Annotated in this window: 18 protein-coding genes and 3 tRNA genes; 6 read left to right on the forward strand and 15 right to left on the reverse strand. The window is 66.5% G+C overall.

All coding sequences use genetic code 11. The features are described 5' to 3' along the window. Positions 1–68: 68 nt before the first annotated feature. Positions 69–872 (forward strand): exodeoxyribonuclease III, encoded by an 804-nt coding sequence (locus tag ACMX2H_RS14005; RefSeq protein WP_414961188.1) that lies wholly within the window; start codon positions 69–71, stop codon positions 870–872. Between the two features lies 1 nt (position 873). Then, positions 874–1,698 carry a hypothetical protein gene (locus ACMX2H_RS14010; RefSeq protein WP_414961190.1) on the forward strand — a complete coding sequence of 275 codons (825 nt, stop codon included), beginning with the start codon at positions 874–876 and terminating at the stop codon, positions 1,696–1,698. 58 nt (positions 1,699–1,756) lie between these two features. Here ACMX2H_RS14010 and ACMX2H_RS14015 read toward each other — a convergent pair whose 3' ends face one another. The 4 genes from ACMX2H_RS14015 to ACMX2H_RS14030 all read right to left on the reverse strand — a co-directional run bounded on the left by ACMX2H_RS14015 (position 1,757) and on the right by ACMX2H_RS14030 (position 6,153). Next, a complete protein-coding gene (locus ACMX2H_RS14015) occupies positions 1,757–2,782 on the reverse strand; it encodes a LacI family DNA-binding transcriptional regulator (protein WP_414961192.1) in 1,026 nt (341 codons plus the stop codon). Positions 2,783–2,789: 7 nt separating this feature from the next. Next, positions 2,790–3,746 (reverse strand): carbohydrate ABC transporter permease, encoded by a 957-nt coding sequence (locus tag ACMX2H_RS14020; RefSeq protein WP_414961194.1) that lies wholly within the window; start codon positions 3,744–3,746, stop codon positions 2,790–2,792. Continuing rightward, complete coding sequence (locus tag ACMX2H_RS14025) at positions 3,743–4,708, reverse strand: carbohydrate ABC transporter permease (RefSeq protein ID WP_414961196.1); 966 nt, start codon at positions 4,706–4,708, stop codon at positions 3,743–3,745. The genes ACMX2H_RS14020 and ACMX2H_RS14025 overlap by 4 nt, the downstream gene beginning before the upstream one ends. Positions 4,709–4,803: 95 nt before the next feature. Further along, entirely contained in the window at positions 4,804–6,153 is a 1,350-nt protein-coding gene (locus ACMX2H_RS14030) for an ABC transporter substrate-binding protein (protein ID WP_414961197.1), read from the reverse strand. Between the two features lie 254 nt (positions 6,154–6,407). On the opposite strand from ACMX2H_RS14030, the gene ACMX2H_RS14035 reads away from it, so the two are divergent. Next, entirely contained in the window at positions 6,408–8,276 is a 1,869-nt protein-coding gene (locus ACMX2H_RS14035; protein ID WP_414961199.1) for a glycoside hydrolase family 13 protein, read from the forward strand. An 83-nt stretch (positions 8,277–8,359) separates the two neighbouring features. On the opposite strand, the gene ACMX2H_RS14040 is transcribed toward ACMX2H_RS14035, so the two are convergent. From ACMX2H_RS14040 to ACMX2H_RS14075, 8 genes are all read right to left on the reverse strand, one after another. Beyond that, on the reverse strand, positions 8,360–8,971 hold the full coding sequence (locus ACMX2H_RS14040) for a hypothetical protein (RefSeq protein WP_136785655.1): 612 nt from the start codon (positions 8,969–8,971) through the stop codon (positions 8,360–8,362). Next, positions 8,968–9,582, reverse strand: coding sequence for a hypothetical protein (locus ACMX2H_RS14045; RefSeq protein WP_414961200.1), 615 nt, complete (start codon positions 9,580–9,582; stop codon positions 8,968–8,970). Before ACMX2H_RS14045 ends, ACMX2H_RS14040 begins: the two co-directional genes overlap by 4 nt. Continuing rightward, positions 9,579–10,043 (reverse strand): hypothetical protein, encoded by a 465-nt coding sequence (locus ACMX2H_RS14050; protein WP_414961202.1) that lies wholly within the window; start codon positions 10,041–10,043, stop codon positions 9,579–9,581. Before ACMX2H_RS14050 ends, ACMX2H_RS14045 begins: the two co-directional genes overlap by 4 nt. Beyond that, a complete protein-coding gene (locus ACMX2H_RS14055) occupies positions 10,040–10,231 on the reverse strand; it encodes a DUF2273 domain-containing protein (RefSeq protein ID WP_136785653.1) in 192 nt (63 codons plus the stop codon). The genes ACMX2H_RS14050 and ACMX2H_RS14055 overlap by 4 nt, the downstream gene beginning before the upstream one ends. Before the next feature lie 31 nt (positions 10,232–10,262). Beyond that, a complete protein-coding gene (locus ACMX2H_RS14060; protein WP_414961204.1) occupies positions 10,263–10,823 on the reverse strand; it encodes an Asp23/Gls24 family envelope stress response protein in 561 nt (186 codons plus the stop codon). A gap of 46 nt (positions 10,824–10,869) precedes the next feature. Continuing rightward, entirely contained in the window at positions 10,870–11,433 is a 564-nt protein-coding gene (locus ACMX2H_RS14065) for a hypothetical protein (RefSeq protein WP_414961206.1), read from the reverse strand. Between the two features lie 156 nt (positions 11,434–11,589). Next, positions 11,590–12,363, reverse strand: a complete 774-nt coding sequence (locus ACMX2H_RS14070) for an alpha/beta fold hydrolase (protein WP_414961208.1) — start codon at positions 12,361–12,363, stop codon at positions 11,590–11,592. A 105-nt stretch (positions 12,364–12,468) separates the two neighbouring features. Further along, the gene (locus ACMX2H_RS14075) at positions 12,469–13,239 is read right to left on the reverse strand and encodes an MBL fold metallo-hydrolase (RefSeq protein WP_414961209.1); all 771 of its coding nucleotides are present in this window, start codon (positions 13,237–13,239) and stop codon (positions 12,469–12,471) included. A gap of 224 nt (positions 13,240–13,463) precedes the next feature. On the opposite strand from ACMX2H_RS14075, the gene ACMX2H_RS14080 reads away from it, so the two are divergent. Beyond that, positions 13,464–13,673 (forward strand): hypothetical protein, encoded by a 210-nt coding sequence (locus tag ACMX2H_RS14080; RefSeq protein WP_414961211.1) that lies wholly within the window; start codon positions 13,464–13,466, stop codon positions 13,671–13,673. A 64-nt stretch (positions 13,674–13,737) separates the two neighbouring features. Here ACMX2H_RS14080 and ACMX2H_RS14085 read toward each other — a convergent pair. From ACMX2H_RS14085 to ACMX2H_RS14095, 3 genes are all read right to left on the reverse strand, one after another. Further along, positions 13,738–13,813, reverse strand: a tRNA-Phe gene (locus ACMX2H_RS14085). A 57-nt stretch (positions 13,814–13,870) separates the two neighbouring features. Further along, a tRNA-Asp gene (locus ACMX2H_RS14090) sits at positions 13,871–13,944 on the reverse strand. Positions 13,945–14,028: 84 nt separating this feature from the next. Then, positions 14,029–14,101: transfer RNA gene (locus ACMX2H_RS14095), tRNA-Glu, on the reverse strand. A 143-nt stretch (positions 14,102–14,244) separates the two neighbouring features. On the opposite strand from ACMX2H_RS14095, the gene ACMX2H_RS14100 reads away from it, so the two are divergent. Continuing rightward, positions 14,245–14,616, forward strand: a complete 372-nt coding sequence (locus ACMX2H_RS14100) for a metallopeptidase family protein (protein ID WP_414961213.1) — start codon at positions 14,245–14,247, stop codon at positions 14,614–14,616. 414 nt (positions 14,617–15,030) lie between these two features. Next, positions 15,031–16,581: a C40 family peptidase gene (locus ACMX2H_RS14105; RefSeq protein ID WP_414961215.1), complete on the forward strand. Its 1,551-nt coding sequence runs from the start codon at positions 15,031–15,033 to the stop codon at positions 16,579–16,581. Positions 16,582–16,617: the final 36 nt, after the last annotated feature.

Raw genomic sequence — 16,617 nt, forward strand, 5'->3', positions numbered from 1 at the left:
GCCGCTGCGTGGCCCGATTAGCCGAAGGCGGGAAGCGCAGCCTGCGCCGGTTGGGTAACGTAGCTGTTGTGAAGATTGCTACCTGGAATGTGAACTCGATCCGTGCCCGCGCCGACCGTGTTGAGGCTTGGCTGCAGCGCTCCGACGTGGATGTCCTGGCCATCCAGGAGACCAAGGCCAAGGACGAGAACTTCCCGTGGGACCTGTTCGAGAAGAACGGCTACGAGGTGGCGCACTTCGGCCTGAATCAGTGGAACGGCGTGGCCATCGCTTCCCGGGTTGGCCTGGATGACGTGGAACGGACTTTCCCCGGCCAGCCGCACTTCGGCAAGACCGAAGAGATCACCGCGGCCGAGGCCCGCGCCATCGGGGCAACCTGTGGCGGTGTGCGGGTCTGGAGCCTGTATGTTCCCAACGGCCGGGCGGTCAACGACCCCCACATGCCCTACAAGCTGAACTGGCTGAAGGTCCTCAAGGAAGAAGCCGCCAGCTGGGTCCAGGCCGACCCCACCCTGAACCTCGCCCTGATGGGTGACTGGAACATCGCCCCCACTGACGACGACGTCTGGGACATCGAATGGTTCCGCGCCCAGAACGCCACGCACATCACCGAGCCGGAGCGGGCTGCCTTCCGTGCCTTCGAAGAGGCCGGATTCGTGGACGTGGTCCGGCCGCACACCCCCGGCCCCGGCGTCTACACCTACTGGGATTACACCCAGCTGCGCTTCCCCAAGAAGGAAGGCATGCGCATCGACTTCATCCTGGCTTCCCCCGCGCTGGCCGCCCGCGTCAGCGGCGCGATGATTGACCGCGAGGAGCGCAAGGGCAAAGGCGCCTCCGACCACGCACCGGTCATTGCGGAGCTGGACTGAGATGAAGTTTCCGTACGTCTCCTACCTGCGGGTCTTCGAACCACTGGATGTGTTCGACGACGAACAGCAGCTGCTCATCATGAGCCAGCGCGGCCGCGGTCGGGACGTGACGGAGAACCTGGACCGCGGTGACTCGTTGCGCCGGATCACCCGCACAGTGTCCGATCCGTTCCCGCATTCCAGCGAGGACCTGATCCGCGTATTGCATTACCCGACGTCGGATGGCATCACCGCCCCGCGGTATTGCCCCAACCAGCTGGCCGTCCGCAGCACCTTGGCCGCCGAATCGCTCTCCAGCAGCCTGCGCGACCCGCTGCTGGGGCTGCTCGTGCCGGAAGCTGCGCGCGACGCCCAGCAGTCGCGGCTGGATCCGGACAACTTTGTGGAATCGCTGGCCAAGCTGCACACACGCAGCTCCACGTGGGGGATCCCGTTCGGCTGGTTCGTGCTGTTCCGCGAGGACGACCACACCGAAAGGGTGGAGACGGACCACACGCTGCAGACCGTACGGTTGGCCGCCCCGGTTCCGCAGTGCATTGACCGGGCCCGTTATGCGGCGGCATCGCTGGCCGTGGCCGCCCCCGGACTGGATCTGCTGGAAGAGCTGACCGAGCTGATCGAGTGGCTGGAGACCTTTACGGCCGATGCCATCGTGGAGCTGGATTACGGTCGCGTGGCCGAACTCGTCTACCCGGACGAATCGCCGTCGGATGTGCACGCCGGCATTGAATCGCTCGCGGAGGGAGACATGACCGGCGCCGCTGCGGCCTACCGTCGGCTGGCCGGCCGCTGGATCAAGATCCGCCAACTGGCCCGCGCCTCCTAACCGGCGGCACCCCCCGCGCGACGGCGGGGGCGATCCCCTTGCCCTACCGCCTGACGCGTCAGCTTCCCATCGGTGACGACGGCGGTGGGCCGGTCGATGCCCTAACCACCAGTTCGTGCGGCTGGATCCGCGGCACGTCCAAGCGGGCCTTGCCCTGCAGCTCGGCCAGCAGCAGCTCCGCTGCGTAGGCGCCCTGCTCGTCCGGCCGCTGCCGGATGGTGGTCAGGCCCATCGGCTCGGCGAACTCGTGATCGTCAATCCCCACTACGGACAGGTCCTCGGGCACCCGAAGCCCCCGTTCATGCGCGGCCTGCAGCGCACCGAAAGCCATTTCGTCCGCGGAGGCGAAGATCGCCGTCGGCCGCTCCCCCGGAGCATCCAGCAGCCGGCCAGCGGCTGCCTTGCCGCCGGCGAACCGGAAGTCCCCCATGGCCTGCCATTCCGGGCGGACCGGCAGGCCGTGCCGGGCCATGGTGTCCCGGAAGGCCTGCTCGCGTCGGCGCGGCACGTCGAAGTCGATGCCGTAGGCGCCGCCGCCCTGCAGGTGGGCAATTCGAGTGTGACCGAGCGAAATCAGGTATTCCACCGCGTCGGTGGCGGCGGCGGTGTCGTCCACGCTGACGCTGCGCAGCCCGTCAGCGTGGCCACCCACAATCACGTTGGGATACTCCAGCGTCTGCAGGGCTGCCAGTTCGTCCGGGGTCAGCTGCATGCACATCACCAGCAGCGCGTCGATCCGTTTGCGCAGCATCGACCGGTGGAAAACGCGTTCGCGGTTAGTGCCGGTGCCGCCCAGGCTGAACACGATCAGGTCGTAGCCCGCAGCGCGCAAGGCCCGGTCCACGCCTTCCAGCGCGGACGCAAAGTACCAGCGCTCGATCAGCGGCAGCAGCACGCCCATGGCCATGGTGCGGCCGGAGGCCAGATGGGCTGCCGACGACGACGGCTCGTAACCCAGCGAGTCGGCTGTCTGCAGCACCCGGTCGCGGGTGGCGGCGGAGACCCCGGACAGCCCGCGGAGGGCGCGCGATACCGTCGCCGTCGAGACGCCGGCGGCCCGCGCGACGTCGTCGATCCCGGTCACGGTGCCATCACCCCTTGAGGCCACCCGCCATCAGGCCGCGGACAAAGTAGCGTTGCAGGCCGAAGAACACCGCCAGCGGCACGATCATGGAGACGAACGCTCCCGCCGTCAGGCGGTGCCACTCGTCGCCGCGGGTGCCGGTCAGTTCCGCCAGCCGCTGCGTGATCGGTGCGACGTCCGCGGTGCCGCCGGAGAACACCAGTGCCACCAGCAAGTCGTTCCAGACCCAGAGGAACTGGAAGATGCCGAAGGCGGCGATGGCCGGCATGGACAGCGGCAGGACGATCCGCCAGAAGATGGTGGCGTGTCCGGCGCCGTCGACCCGCGCTGCCTCGATGACTTCGCCCGGGATTTCGGAGATGAAGTTGTGCAGCAGGAAGATGGCCAGCGGCAAGGCGAAGATGCTGTGCGCTATCCACAACTGGGCGTAGGTTCCCGAGGGCAGCAGCTGGAACTCGCCGATCTTGAGGTTGATGAACAGCGAGAGCAGCGGGATGAGCGCCATCTGCAGCGGCACGATCTGCAGCGCGAAAATGAAGATGAACAGCGTGTCCTTGCCGCGGAACCGGCCCCAGGCGAAGACGTAGGCCGCCATGGAGGCGATCACCAACGGAATGATGGTGGCGGGGATGACGATCGCCAGCGAGTTGATGAAGTACTGTCCCAGGTTGGATGCGGAGCCGCCTGCGGATGCCAGCACGTCGGTGTAGTTCTTGGTGGTGAACTCCAGGTCACCGAGGATGTTCCACCAGCCGTTGGCCTGGATGTTGTCTTCCGGCCGCAGCGAGGAGATGAACAGTCCGAAGGTCGGCACCGTCCACATGACGGCAATGATGATCGCGGCGGCGGTGGCCCCGCGCGAGGTGAGGCGCTTTTTGACCCGACGGGCGATCGGGGCCTGGTCTTCGGCGGCTCGGGCCACGGCTGCCTCGGGAGCGGCCGGGATGGCTGGCGTTGCGCTCATCGGATTTCCCTCTGCTTCTTGAGCTGCCGGGCGTTGTACAGCACGATCGGGAGCACCATCAGGAACAGGACCAGCGCCAGCGCGGCGCCGCGTCCCGGCTCGCCGGCGCGGAACGCCTGGGTGTACATCTCGTTGGCCACCACGGAGGTTTCAAAGTTCCCCGCGGTCATGGTCCGCACAATGTCGAACACCTTCAGCGTGCCGATGGTGATCGTCGTGACCACCACGATCAGTGCCCCGCGGATGGAGGGGATGGTGATGGAGAAGAACTGCTGCCAGGCGCTCGCCCCGTCCAGCCGGGCCGCCTCCACGATTTCGGTGGGAATGCCCTTGATCGCCGCGGAGAGGATGACCATGGCAAAACCGGTCTGGATCCAGACCATCACGGCGATCAGGAAGAAGGTATTCTCCGGCGCATCCAGCAGAAACTGCTTGGATTCGCCGCCGAACCACACCAGGATCTGGTTCAGCAGGCCGATCTGCTCGCGTTCGGCCCCGCGGTAGGTGTACATGAACTTCCAGATCACGCCGGCACCCACCATGGAAATGGCCATCGGCATGAAGACAAGCGCCTTCAGCGCCTTCTCCCCGCGCGCCCGGTCGATGAACACCGCATAGGCCAGGCCGATGCCGGTGGACATCAGCGGCACCAGGACGACCCACAGCAGCGTGTTCCGCAGCGTGACCAGCGCCTCGGGCTGGGTGAACATCCAGACGAAATTGTCCACCCCGTTGGGCGCGCCATTGCGGTCGGTGAAGGCCAGGTAGGTGGTCTGGATGGCCGGCCAAATCAGCCCTATAGCCAACAGCACGACGGCGGGGGCCAGGAATCCGATGATCGTCGCCTTATCGCGGAACGTCTTCGGGGCCCGGTCCACCAGCAGCATGATCAGGGCAATGATCGCGGCAAAGATGGCCAGCGCGATCACTACCTGCACAAGCTTGTCGCCAACATCTTCCATGGCACGTGCCTCCTTGCGGCGTGGAAGGGAAGGGTCGCGCCGGCCGTGCCGCCTGCAGTGGTTACAGGCGGCACGGCCGGGCTACGCGGACCGGCTTAGTCCGAAGGCCAGCTGGCTTCGATCGAGTCGACCACTTCCTTGGTCGACTTGCCGTTGATCCATTCCACTACGCCGCTCCAGAAGGAGTTGGCGCCCACCGCACCGGGCATCAGGTCCGAACCATCGAAGCGGAAAGTGGTGTCCTCCGACTGCAGCAGTTCGATGGACTGGCGGTCCAGTTCGCTGGTGGCGAGGGCCGGGTCCAGGCCCTTGTTGGCGCTGATCGCGGCGCCCTGTTCCACCCGCTTGTTGGCGAACTCGGGCGAGGCCATGAACTGCAGGTAGGCCGAGACCTCTTCGCTTTCGGTGTAGGCAGCCACGAACTCGCCGCCGCCGGTAATGGCGCTGGCGCCGGCTTCCTGTCCCGGAGTGATGAAGGCCCAGACGTCGCCGTCCTCGGCTACGTTGGTGCCCTCGGGCCAGTTGGCCGCCTGGAAGGTGGCCTGGTGGTGCATGGCGCAACTGCCGTCGATCACCGGCAGGCCGCCGTCGTCCACCGAGGTGGAGATGATGGAACGGACGTCACCGATGCCGCCGTTGACGTAGTCCTCGTTCTTGAGGATGTCGCCCACCGCGTCGAAGGCGTCGGCCACCTGCGGGTCATTGAACGGGATGTCGTGGTTGACCCACTGGTCGTAGACGTCAGGACCGGCCTGGCGCAGCAAGGCATCCTCGATCCAGTCGGTGCCGGCCCAGCCGGTCGCGTCGCCGGACTCAAAGCCGGCGCACCACGGCTTCATGGAGCCCTCATCCGCGATGGTCTTGGTCAGCGCCATCATCTCGTCCCACGTCTGCGGGACTTCCCAGCCCTTGTCCTTGAATGCGGACGGCGAATACCAGACGTAGCCCTTGACGCTGGCCAGCATCGGAGCGGCGTAGAAAGTGCCGTCGATCGTGCCGTAGGCCTTCCAGTCCGCGGACCAGTTCTCGTCCACCAGGTCCGAGACTTCCTGCGGTGCCGGCTTGAGGTTGCCGGCGCGTGCCTGGGCTGCCAGCAGGCCCGGCTGCGGAATGATCGCCACGTCCGGCGGGTTGCCGCCCTGGGCGCGGACTTGAAGCTGGGTCTCGAATTCGTTGGAGCCCTCGTACACCACGTCGATCCCGGTGCACTCCTCGAACGCCACCCAGGACTGCTCAAGCTTGTCCTGCTCGGTATCCGTGATGGTTGAGTAGACGCTGACCTCGGCGCCGTCGAAGGTGCCGTAGGACTCATAGGCGGAACAGTCGGCGGCTGCTGCCGACCCACTGGGCTCTTCCGAGTTTCCCCCGCAGGCGGAGAGAGTCAGGGCCATGGCGCTGAGCGCGGCCAACGGCAGGACGGCCTTTCTGGAGCGTGCAATGTGCATGATGTGACTCCTTTGTCTGGTGGCCGCGCAGACGCTGATAGGTCAGGAAGAAGCCACCCCAAGTACCAATCTGGTAAGTGGTAACGTAAACGCTTACTAAGTGTGCTGCAAGACACATATTTGGGGTCGGGTCGCTTCGATATCGAATCGTGATCTATGCCGCATTCACGGTCAGTGGGCGATCGCGCCTGCCCGCTCCGCGGGGATGATCATTAGGCTGGAAGTGGTCCTGACCCGCGAGCCGAGGAGTATTTATGGCTGCAGCATCCGTACCGTGGTGGCGCGACGCCGTCATCTACCAGATCTATCCGCGCTCATTTGCGGACAACAATGGCGACGGCATGGGCGATCTGGCCGGCATCAGCGCCAAGATCCCCTACCTGAAGAACCTGGGCGTGGACGCTATCTGGCTCTCGCCTTTCTACGTCTCCCCGCAGAACGATGCGGGCTACGATGTGGCCGACTACCGCGACGTCGATCCGCTTTTCGGCACCTTGGACGATTTCGACTCCCTGCTGGCCCGCACGCACGAACTCGGCATGCGGGTGATCGTCGATCTGGTCCCCAATCACACCTCCGACCGGCACGAGTGGTTCGTCAGCGCACTGGCCGCCGACCCGGACTCTCCCGAGCGTGCCCGCTACATCTTCCGCGACGGCAAAGGCCCGAACGGCACCGAACCGCCCAACAACTGGCAGTCCGTGTTCGGCGGCAACGCCTGGACCCGGACCACCGGACCCGACGGCACGCCGGGCCAGTGGTATCTGCATTTGTTTGACTCCACGCAGCCAGACCTGAACTGGGAGAACCCGGAGGTCCAGGCAGAGATGGTCTCCGTTTTGCGGTTCTGGCTGGACCGCGGCGTGGACGGCTTCCGGATCGACGTGGCCCACGGCCTGGTCAAGGCCGACGGCCTGCCGGACTGGGCGGCGAAGACTTCGATGGTGGCCGGCAACGAGCGGCTGCCCGGCGAAGACGCCTTGCTTGACGACGACGGCTCCCCGGTTGGCCGGCCTGCCGGCGCATCGCCGGCGCCCGATGCCCGCCCGGCCCGTGAGCAGGTGCTGGAACCGACCGGTGGGAGCGCCCCAGGCACGGCCGCCCACTCGGCAGCCGGCATGGACGCGGCCGTTCAGCAGGCTTCCGGCCTGGCGGACACGACCGTCCACCCGGATACCCCGCCCTATTTCGACCAGGACGGCGTGCACGAGATCTACCGTGAATGGCACAAGGTCCTGGCGGAATACGATGGCGACCGCATGCTGGTGGCGGAGGCTTGGGTGGAACCGGCCGAGCGGCTCTTCGCCTACGTCCGGCCGGACGAAATGCAGCAGGCCTTCAACTTCGACTTCCTGCTGGCCGGCTGGGACGCCGAGCGCATGACCCGCAGCATTGACGATTCGCTGGCGGCGGCAGCCTCGGTGGGCGCGCCGAGCACCTGGGTGCTGTCCAACCATGACACGGTCCGGCACAGCTCCCGCTACGGGCTGACCGACCCCACCACGTTCCCCAAGGGGATTGGCCCGGAGGACGAACAGCCGGACGAGGAACTCGGGTACGCCCGCGGCCGTGCCGCGACGCTGGTGATGCTGGCACTGCCCGGCTCCGCCTACATCTACCAAGGTGAAGAGCTGGGCCTGCCGGAGCACACCACCCTGCCGGCCGAGGTGCGGCAGGATCCGGCATTCTTCCGCACCGGCGGCGAAGAGCGCGGCCGGGACGGCTGCCGCGTTCCGATCCCCTGGCGGGCGGAAGCACATGGCTTCGGCTGGGGCTCAACCCAGCACGAACCGTGGTTGCCGCAGCCGGAAGGGTTCGCCCGGTACGCCGTGGACCGGCAGCTGGGTGTGCCCGGTTCCAGCTACGAACTGTACCGCGCGGCGCTGGCCCTGCGCGCCGAGCGGAAGCTGGGCCAAGGCAGCTTCGAGTGGGCGCCGGAGCACGATCCGGCATCCGGCATCCTGAGCTACCGGAACGGAACGGTGCAAGTGCTGGCCAACCTGGGCAGCTCAGCGATCCGGTTGCCAGCGGGCGCTTCGGTGCTCGTGGCATCCACAGAGCGAACCGCCGACAGCGGCTCGCTGGCACCAAGCACCGCCGTCTGGATGACTACGGGACGCTAGCCCCCGCAGACTCCCACCGCGAAAGCTGGATCGTGCCGCCTTCACCGTGTGGAGGCGGCACTTCAGTGCTCACGGAGCCCCGGTCAGCGGACGCGGTCGGCGCGGACCAGGCGGGAGCGGGCGCCGGCCACCAGGTGGATCACCACCGGGAAGCTCATGCCGAGGGCCAGGTCCAGCGCTTCCACCAGGTCGGAGACTTCGTCGGCCACCGCTTGCGGGGACACCCCGAGTCGGGGCACCACCCGGATGCGCAGCGCCCCGCCGCCGTCGTAGTCGTAGGCGGTGACGGTGGCATGCAGAATGCTGTCCCGTTCCTGCAGCGCGGCCCGCAGCGCCTGCTCGGCCACGCCGGAACTGAGCTGGACGGCGCCTGGTGCGCCGTCGCCGTCAAAATCAGCAGCAATGGTTCCGGTGCGGCCCTTGCCCTGTTGCGCGATCCACGCGATCATCAGCAGCACCAACAGGAGCAGCACCAAGGACACCACAATCCAGAGCCAGCTGTCCCGCTGGCCGGGCACAGTGGTGGAGTCCAGCAGCGCCTGCAGGTTGGCGCCGGCCTGTGCCGTGACGGCATGCCACCAGCCCGCGAGCGCCGGAACCAGCGCCAGTGCCAGGGCAATGCCGCCGGCCAGCATCAGCTTCAGCCCGAGGATGGTGATCAGGATGCGGTTCAGGGTCCGCGGCGTCTGGTTCACTGTCCCACCACCCCGGAGCTGGATACAAAGACGCGCACCTGCGGGACCGGACTGATCCGCGCCCGGCGGACTTCGTCCTCGACAGCCAGTTGGATGGCATCGGCGTTCACCGGAGTGCCGGAAGTGGGCCGCAGCCGGACCTCCACCAGGGCACGGGACACCACCACCAGCACCTGCTCGCGCGTCACTTGCGCCTCGGTACGGGCGCGGCGCGCCAGCGAGGCGGCGAGAACTTCATCGTCCACCACCACGACGCCTCGCCGGCCGGGAATGCGGTGGCGGTGCAGATGCCCCGGCAGCACGCCCTGCAGGAAAAAGAACAACCCCAGCAGCAAGATCAGCGCGCCGCACGCCCCCAAAATGACCGGCGAGGTGTTGCCCGGAAGTTGGTGCAGCCAGCTGGCCACCTGCTCCGGCAAGGCCAGCCAAGGCTGCTGCCCGAGGGCCTTCAAGGCTGCTTCGAGCAGCAGGTACAGGCTGACCAGAGACACCAGGACGGCGGCAATGACCGCCGCCGTAGCCCGAGAACTGCGCAGTTCCCGGTTGGCCAGGCGCTCATCGGCCAGCCGTTCGTGAGCCGGCCGGTCGCTGTCAACGTCGAGATGGCTCACCGGACCCGGCCTCCATCCTGCACCCGGATTCCGGTGACCCTGATGTCCACCCGGCTCAACTGCGAGCCGCTGATCCGCGAAACCTCGGCCAGGATCGCGCCCTTGGCCGCATGGGCCCGATCCCAGACGGTGCCGCCGAAACCGGACACCAGCTGGGGGTCGCGCAGCACCCGGTTCAGCGACGGAATGCCAATGGGAAGTGCCAAGGACAGGGCGAGGGAACCGGCGTCGTCCGTCCAGGTGGCGCGGACCAGCCCCGGCGAGATTCCCAACACCTTCGCCGCGGCACCCTGGGCGGTGCTGGTCAAGGCCTGCGTGCTGACCCGGGTGTGTCCGACGTAGCGCTCCGCGGGGGGCCCGGCGGGGTGCGACGCCAACGGCTCGCCGTCCGGGAGGCTGCCCGGCGCTGCCCTGACCGGGCGCGGAGGTATTTTCTCGGCATTCACGGCGCGGTCCGTCATGAAGACGAGCGGCGTCCGGTCAATGCATCGCGGATGCTGCGCCAGTCAAGCTTGCCTTCCGCGGCGCGGCCCAGCAGCGCCCCCACCAGCAGGAACACCGCCATCAGCAGGAAACCCCAGAAGTGGAATACCAGTGCGGCCCACGCCAGCACCGCTCCGACGGCCATGCCGACCACCGTGTAGCTCATCCTTACTCCTCCCACCGTCCCGCGCATCCTGTTACTGGGCCACTTGCCGGACCGGCTTCTCCGCCGGCGCCTTGGGGTCCAGCCCGGGAACGTGGACGTCGTTGATTTCCACGTTCACTTCAACCACGTCCAGCCCCACCAATTGCTCGACGGCGGTGTACACCGCCGCGCGCACGCTCGCCGCCAGCTCGTGCAACGGCTTACCGTAGACTGCCACCAGGTTGATGTCCACAGCTACCTGGGTCTGGCCGACTTCCACATGCACGCCCTGGCCAGCATCGCTGCCGCCCACCACGTCGCGCAGCGCGCTCAATGCGCGCGCCGTGCCGCTGCCCAGTGTGTAGACTCCGGGAACCGAGCGGGCTGCTACGGCCGCGACCTTGGCTACCGCGGCTTCGGAAATGGTGGTGCGGCCGGGAGCAGCCGGGACGGCCACGGCCGCGTCGGGAAGCAGCGCCGGATCAACGCCGGCGGCCAGAGGCACCTGCCGGTCCGGCACTTCGGTGCTGCCTGCCGCGGCAGCTGCGGAGACCGGGACTTCCCCAGCGGCATCTCCGGCGGACGGGGCAGCCGGCCGATCCTCGTTGTGCATCTGTTCTCCCTGACGCTGTGCTGACTCTCAGGGCAAGCCTAACGCGTCAATCCCCGCAGTGTTCGGACAGCCATTCCTGTACCGGCTCAAGTGCTTCAGCAAAGGCTGTGACGTCGACGTCGTGGTCCGGTGCGGCCTGCTCCAGCAGCTGCTCGACCCGATCCAGATCATCGGTGAGCTGAGCCGGGACGTCTCGGCTGAAATCGTCCAGTTCCTCCTGCAGGGACTCCAGGTCGGAGTCCTCCACGCCGGTCATGAAGCCGAGCGGGACCAGCAACAGTGAGGCCACGTTCGCGGCCACCGCTGCGCAAGCGTCGGCTTGGTCGCCGTAACGGCCCCACTGGTCGGTGCTCTTGTTTGCTTCGCCACCTTCCTTGGGGTCAGCGGAGTCCGACGGCGGTGTTGGGCTGGGCGCTGCGGTGGCGCTTTGTTCATCGGCCGGGTCAGGAGCGGCGGGTACTTCTGCAGAGGCGTTCGGTAGGGAGGCGGCCGGGGCAGAGGGGGCGGGCACCGCCGTCGTTGGTTGGCTTGCCGGGTTTGCGCTGCTGCATGATGTCAGCATGGCGGCCATGACCAAGCCGCTGACTGCAATCTTCAGAAGGGCCTGCACTACTCTCCTCGCTCCCATCGTCCCCGGTTAGTGCCTCATCAGGTGCAGGCGGCACTCGGAATACCCACCCATGGTAGGCCGGTTTTCCTGAACGGAGGCTGTGAACAGACTGTGTCCCAGGCGTGCGGCGGCGCATGGGCCGCGAAGGCGAGGGGGTCAGGCCGGAAGCAGTGTGTCCGGCAACACCGCCTGGTCCTGCAACCACTGCTCAAGCGTCCGGTTGAAGAGCTCGGGACGGTTCATCGGCCACTCGTGCGGGGACTTCGGTGCCAGCCCGCCCCGGGCGTTCGGCATCAGCCCGGCCAGCATCGCTGCCGATTCCTTGGCCTGCCGCGGTTCCCGTTCTCCCGCCGTGATGAGCACCGGACAGCCGGCTTGGTCGAGGCCCTCCACGTTTGTGCCGACAAAAATTTCGGAAATGATCGCACGGTATTGCTGCGGATCCAGCGGCTGGTTTGTGGCCAGGTATTCGGCCATCTGCTCGGGCCCAAGCCGAAGGTACTTGGCCGACGCCCGCCACAACATCCGGTTCTTGGTCAAGCCCGCGAGGGCAAGCTGCGCCTTCAGCATCCAGCGCGGGACGGGAAGCACCAGGACACCGGTCAGCAGGGCGGTCTGCACCAGTTCCGGGCGTTGTGCCAGCAGCCGCAGACCAACGTCCCCGCCCATCGACAGACCAACCAGGTGGACCGGCTGGTGCGCAACGGATTCGATGAGGTCGGCGACGAGTTTTGCGGTGGCATCCAGGCTCTGCCAGCCGATGCCGCTGCTGGCGCCATGACCCGGCAGATCGGCGGCAAGGCAGCGGTAGGACTCGGAGAAATGCTTCATTTGCTGGTGCCAGGTGATCCCGGGCCAGCCCGCCCCGTGCAGGAAGAGGATGGTTTCAGCTGACTCTGGTCCAGTCGCTTCGAAGGCAAGGTGCGGCATCAGTCCACTGTAGCGGCGGAGGAATCGCCACAGGGAAGACCGGGTGAACGACTGCTGAACGGCCGGCTGGATCCGCCATGTTGCGGCCAGCAGGACGTCCCCTGCCTACAGGGACTGCTTCTCTCCCGGAGTGGGGATTCGGAGCCGGTCTTGGAGACCGGCAGCGGCAAACTCTGTGCGCAGTTCGCTGTGCCCCTCGCTGAAGTGCTGCCAGCCTTCGGCATGGACCGGCACCACAACGGCTGTTTCCAGGATGCGAGCGGCTTCGGCCGCGTCAGTGGCGGTCAGCGTCAGGGCTGCATTGTCAAAGAGGCCAACCCGGGCAGCGCCGGCGAAGAGTACCGCCAGGCCAATCGGTGCGAACCGTTTGGCGACGTCCCCCACTACCTCCAGCGAGGCGTTGTCGCCGCTGACATAAACGGTCGGAAGGTCGGCCGCCGTGAGCACGAAGCCGGTCACTGTACCGGTCACGGATTCGCACCCGGCCGGTCCGTGCTGGGCCGGAACGGCGGTAACGGTGACCGTGGTCCGGTCGGGAGCCTCAAGCACTGTCCGTTCCCAGGGAGCCACGCCGGTAACCGTCGCCAGCCTGTCCGCGGCTTCCAACGTGCCGAGAACCTTGGTTCCGCCGGACTCCACCAGGCTCCGACCGGATGTATCAAGATTGTCGGCGTGTTGGTCATGCGAGAGCAGGATGACGTCCACTGCCGGAAGGTTTTCGGCCCGAATGGCCGGCCCGGAGGTCTTGACCAAGGTCCCTGCGGCTCCTGGGTACTCACCGGGTTCGTCAAAGGTGGGATCGGTCAGGAAGGTCCAACCAGCGAACTCCAGCAGGCCTGTGGGACCGCCAACAAGGGTGAATGCGGTTTCGCTCATGTGCCTATGGTGCCGCACTGCGCCCGCCGTGGACAGAGGCCGGATGCTACAAAGCCCCGCATCCTGATTCCGCACGGCGGGCTTCGCTTTTCCGGTTGCTCCGACCGACGTCGATCCGGTGGCCTTTTGAGGGACGACGGACGCTTCCTGACGGACCCAGCAGGCACAATCGGAGCAAGGGACGGCGATGATCCCGCCCCTGATGGAATATCGGGAGGTAAGCCATGAAAACACTTGGGCAGTTGCTCCTGGCCCTGGCAGCTGGCTGTGCGCTGGCAGCGATCTGGATGGCCGAGTTCCGCTGGCAGTGGGCCTTTACTGCCCTGTTGGTCTTCTTTATCGGCAGGGCACTGGCAAAACGGCCGGGGCGAGAAAAGCGGCTCAGGTACACCCGGGCGAACATCGACGCGGTAAACCGGCTCCTCAGGGACTAGCAGCGTCCGGACAAAGAAATACCCCGGAACTCACCGAGCTCCGGGGTATTCGATTCAGTTTTGCTGGTGGCTCCGACCGGCGTCGATCCGGTGACCTTTCGATTTTCAGTCGAACGCTCTACCAACTGAGCTACAGAGCCTGGCAACATCTCTCGATGATCACCGATGGCGTTCCGAAATCGCTCCGGAAACCAAAGCGACCCTGACGGGACTTGAACCCGCGACCTCCGCCGTGACAGGGCGGCGCGCTAACCAACTGCGCTACAGGGCCTTGCATTTTTTACGAGACTCAATCCTACCAGCCTTTTGAAGCGGTTCTGACCACTTCTGCGGCTGCCATTCATGACGTCTCGCGTACCCCCAACGGGATTCGAACCCGTGCCGCCGCCGTGAAAGGGCGGTGTCCTAGGCCGCTAGACGATGGGGGCCAGGACCACTTGGGATTCATTTCCCCGCTGTGGACCTATAAAACTATAGGGCCTGCTTCGGGAAAAACCAAAACGGACCATCCCGCCTTGCTCTGGCAGCCCTGGAACCCCCTGCCTCACCCGCCATGGGTAGAGTCGATTGCATGCCGATGGAGATGTCCCTGCCGGAGTTCGAGGACGCGGTCAACGACGCGATTGACCAGATCCCGGAGGACATCATGCGCGAAATGACGAACGTGGGCATCTTCGTCGAAGAGGAATACACACCCCAGCCCTGGGAGGATCCGAAGACGGAGCTGCTGGGCATTTACGAGGGCACGCCGCTCACCGAGCGGGACCACTGGTGGGGTGCCGGATCGATGCCCGACCGGATCGTGATCTTCCGCGGCCCCACCCTCCGCATGTGCTCCTCCCGGGAAGAGATAGTCCACGAAGTCCTGGTCACGGTGATCCACGAGGTCGCCCACCATTTCGGCATCGACGACGAGCGCCTGCACGAACTGGGCTGGGGCTAAGGCCACCGCCTCCCCTCCCGGGCATCTGCAGGCGCGGGCACGGCATGCCACACCCGGCGCTGGCACCGGATGCGCCCCTCCCGAATAGCCGTCACGGCGCGAACCGACGCGCCGTCCCACGGATTCATCGAGCGCTGCGGAAAACCACCATCTCCCCGCCGAGCACTCCCAGACCCGGAGGCGACACGCCGCGCCCTCATCAAAACCCGCGAAATGACACCAATGTTGTTTATGTTACTCGTGAGGCGAATGTTGCCAAAGTGACCGAAGGTGCATATTCTCAACGTGCTGTGTGAATGCAGTTCGGTCTAGTTGGGGTGCCACCCGTTCGCACATTGACCGCTCTCGGCCCCAAGGCCGGCCGTCCCGAAAGGGCGCGTGCATTTACTGCGCTCGTATTAAGGACCCGTTCGGATGAGGCTGCTTCCCTCGGGGCGTCCTGCCCCGCATCGATCGACGACGCCGGCGCGCGCCGTTGCGCTCTTCTCTGCTACCGCCCTGCTCGTCTGCGTACCGGCTCTGGCGCCGGCCGTCGCAGCCCCGGCCGGACAGTTGCCCCAGGTGACATCAGTCCGGATCACCCTCCCGACTGCGCCATCACTCCCGTCCGGCGATGAGATCGAGGACGCCAAGGGCGATGCAGCTGCCACCCAGGCGCTGGTAGACCGGATCGAAGAACAGCTGAAGACGGCCTCAGGGAACCTGGCCAACGCCCAGTTCGATTCGATGCGTTCGCAGAACACCTACAGCGAGTCGCTGCTGAAGCAGCAGGAGCGGACCGCGGAGCTCGAGGACGCCAAGGCCAAGTCGTCGCAGGCCGCCGAATACTTCGACTCGGTCAAGAACCAAGTGGGCCAGCTGGCCGGCGAGCTGTACCGGAACGGCGGCGTCAACCCCGCGCTGAGCGCGCTGCTGGACAGCAAGAACTCCGGCGATGTGCTGTACAAGGCCTCCACGCTGGATGCACTGACCGCGAACCGCTCGCAGACGCTGACCGAGTCCCAGCAGGCCGCCCAGCTCTGGGCCGCCTGGGAGCTCTATGTCACGCAGGCCGAAGAAGCTGCCAAGGACGCCGCCGTTGCGGCGGAAGCCGCCGAGACCGACGCCAAGGCCGCCAGCGCAGCCCAGGAACAGCTGGTGATCCGCTACGAGGAACAGCGGCAGGCGCTCCTGGTGCATCTCGCCGAACTCAGGGGGACCAGCACCAGCGAGGAAGACGCCCGCATCGCCGCCTTGGAGAAGGCCGAGCAGGACCGCCAGCTCCAGGCCCTGGTTGAGCAGTCGGCGCAAGAGGCGGCCGCGGCGCAGCGGCCCTCCAGCAGCAACGCGTCACCACAAGGCTCCACCGTGGCCCCGGCCAGCGATGACATCACGGCGCCGCGGCCCTCCACCCCGTCGACCTCGACCCCGTCGGCGCCCCGGCCTTCCACTCCGCGACCAACTACGCCGCGGCCCTCAACGCCGGCTCCGTCCGCTCCTACGACACCCACGACACCCCGGCCGACTCCGCCGCCGACCCAGCCCGAACCAGAGCCGGAGCCAGAGGTCACGCCGCCTCCGGTGGTGAATGCCCCCGCAGCGAACGGCGGCATCGCCGGCGCAGCGATCAGCTTCGCCATGGCGAAGGAAGGCAACAAGAAGTCCTTCTACGACTGGGGCGGCAACGGTCCGCTGGGTTACGACTGTTCGGGCCTGACACAGGCGGCGTTCAGCAGCGCCGGGCGCTATCTCCCCCGCGTAGCCCAGGCCCAGCTTGATCAGGCACCTTACAAGGTTCCGCTGTCGGAGCTGCAGCCCGGCGACTTGGTGTTCTGGGGCGAACCGAATGCCATCTGGCACGTGGCGATCTACATCGGCAACTGGCAGGTGGTTCACGCCCTGAATCCGGATGTCGGACTGACCGTGACGAACATCAGTCACATGTACGGCAAGCTGCACACCGTCGGGGCCCGCTGGGCCGTGTAGACGGAGCCAACTGCTAAGGGCTGGGCCCGGAACCTC

Origin of the sequence: Arthrobacter sulfonylureivorans, from assembly GCF_047607445.1 — a bacterium.
Taxonomy (GTDB): Bacteria; Actinomycetota; Actinomycetes; order Actinomycetales; family Micrococcaceae; genus Crystallibacter; species Crystallibacter sulfonylureivorans_A.

Coding starts and splice junctions, on each gene's coding strand:
- ACMX2H_RS14010 (WP_414961190.1), top strand. CDS start 874: ATGAAGTTTCCGTACGTCTCCTACCTGCGGGTCTTCGAACCACTGGAT.
- ACMX2H_RS14020 (WP_414961194.1), bottom strand. CDS start 3,746: ATGAGCGCAACGCCAGCCATCCCGGCCGCTCCCGAGGCAGCCGTGGCC.
- ACMX2H_RS14025 (WP_414961196.1), bottom strand. CDS start 4,708: ATGGAAGATGTTGGCGACAAGCTTGTGCAGGTAGTGATCGCGCTGGCC.
- ACMX2H_RS14030 (WP_414961197.1), bottom strand. CDS start 6,153: ATGCACATTGCACGCTCCAGAAAGGCCGTCCTGCCGTTGGCCGCGCTC.
- ACMX2H_RS14035 (WP_414961199.1), top strand. CDS start 6,408: ATGGCTGCAGCATCCGTACCGTGGTGGCGCGACGCCGTCATCTACCAG.
- ACMX2H_RS14050 (WP_414961202.1), bottom strand. CDS start 10,043: ATGACGGACCGCGCCGTGAATGCCGAGAAAATACCTCCGCGCCCGGTC.
- ACMX2H_RS14055 (WP_136785653.1), bottom strand. CDS start 10,231: ATGAGCTACACGGTGGTCGGCATGGCCGTCGGAGCGGTGCTGGCGTGG.
- ACMX2H_RS14060 (WP_414961204.1), bottom strand. CDS start 10,823: ATGCACAACGAGGATCGGCCGGCTGCCCCGTCCGCCGGAGATGCCGCT.
- ACMX2H_RS14070 (WP_414961208.1), bottom strand. CDS start 12,363: ATGCCGCACCTTGCCTTCGAAGCGACTGGACCAGAGTCAGCTGAAACC.
- ACMX2H_RS14075 (WP_414961209.1), bottom strand. CDS start 13,239: ATGAGCGAAACCGCATTCACCCTTGTTGGCGGTCCCACAGGCCTGCTG.
- ACMX2H_RS14080 (WP_414961211.1), top strand. CDS start 13,464: ATGAAAACACTTGGGCAGTTGCTCCTGGCCCTGGCAGCTGGCTGTGCG.
- ACMX2H_RS14100 (WP_414961213.1), top strand. CDS start 14,245: ATGCCGATGGAGATGTCCCTGCCGGAGTTCGAGGACGCGGTCAACGAC.
- ACMX2H_RS14105 (WP_414961215.1), top strand. CDS start 15,031: ATGAGGCTGCTTCCCTCGGGGCGTCCTGCCCCGCATCGATCGACGACG.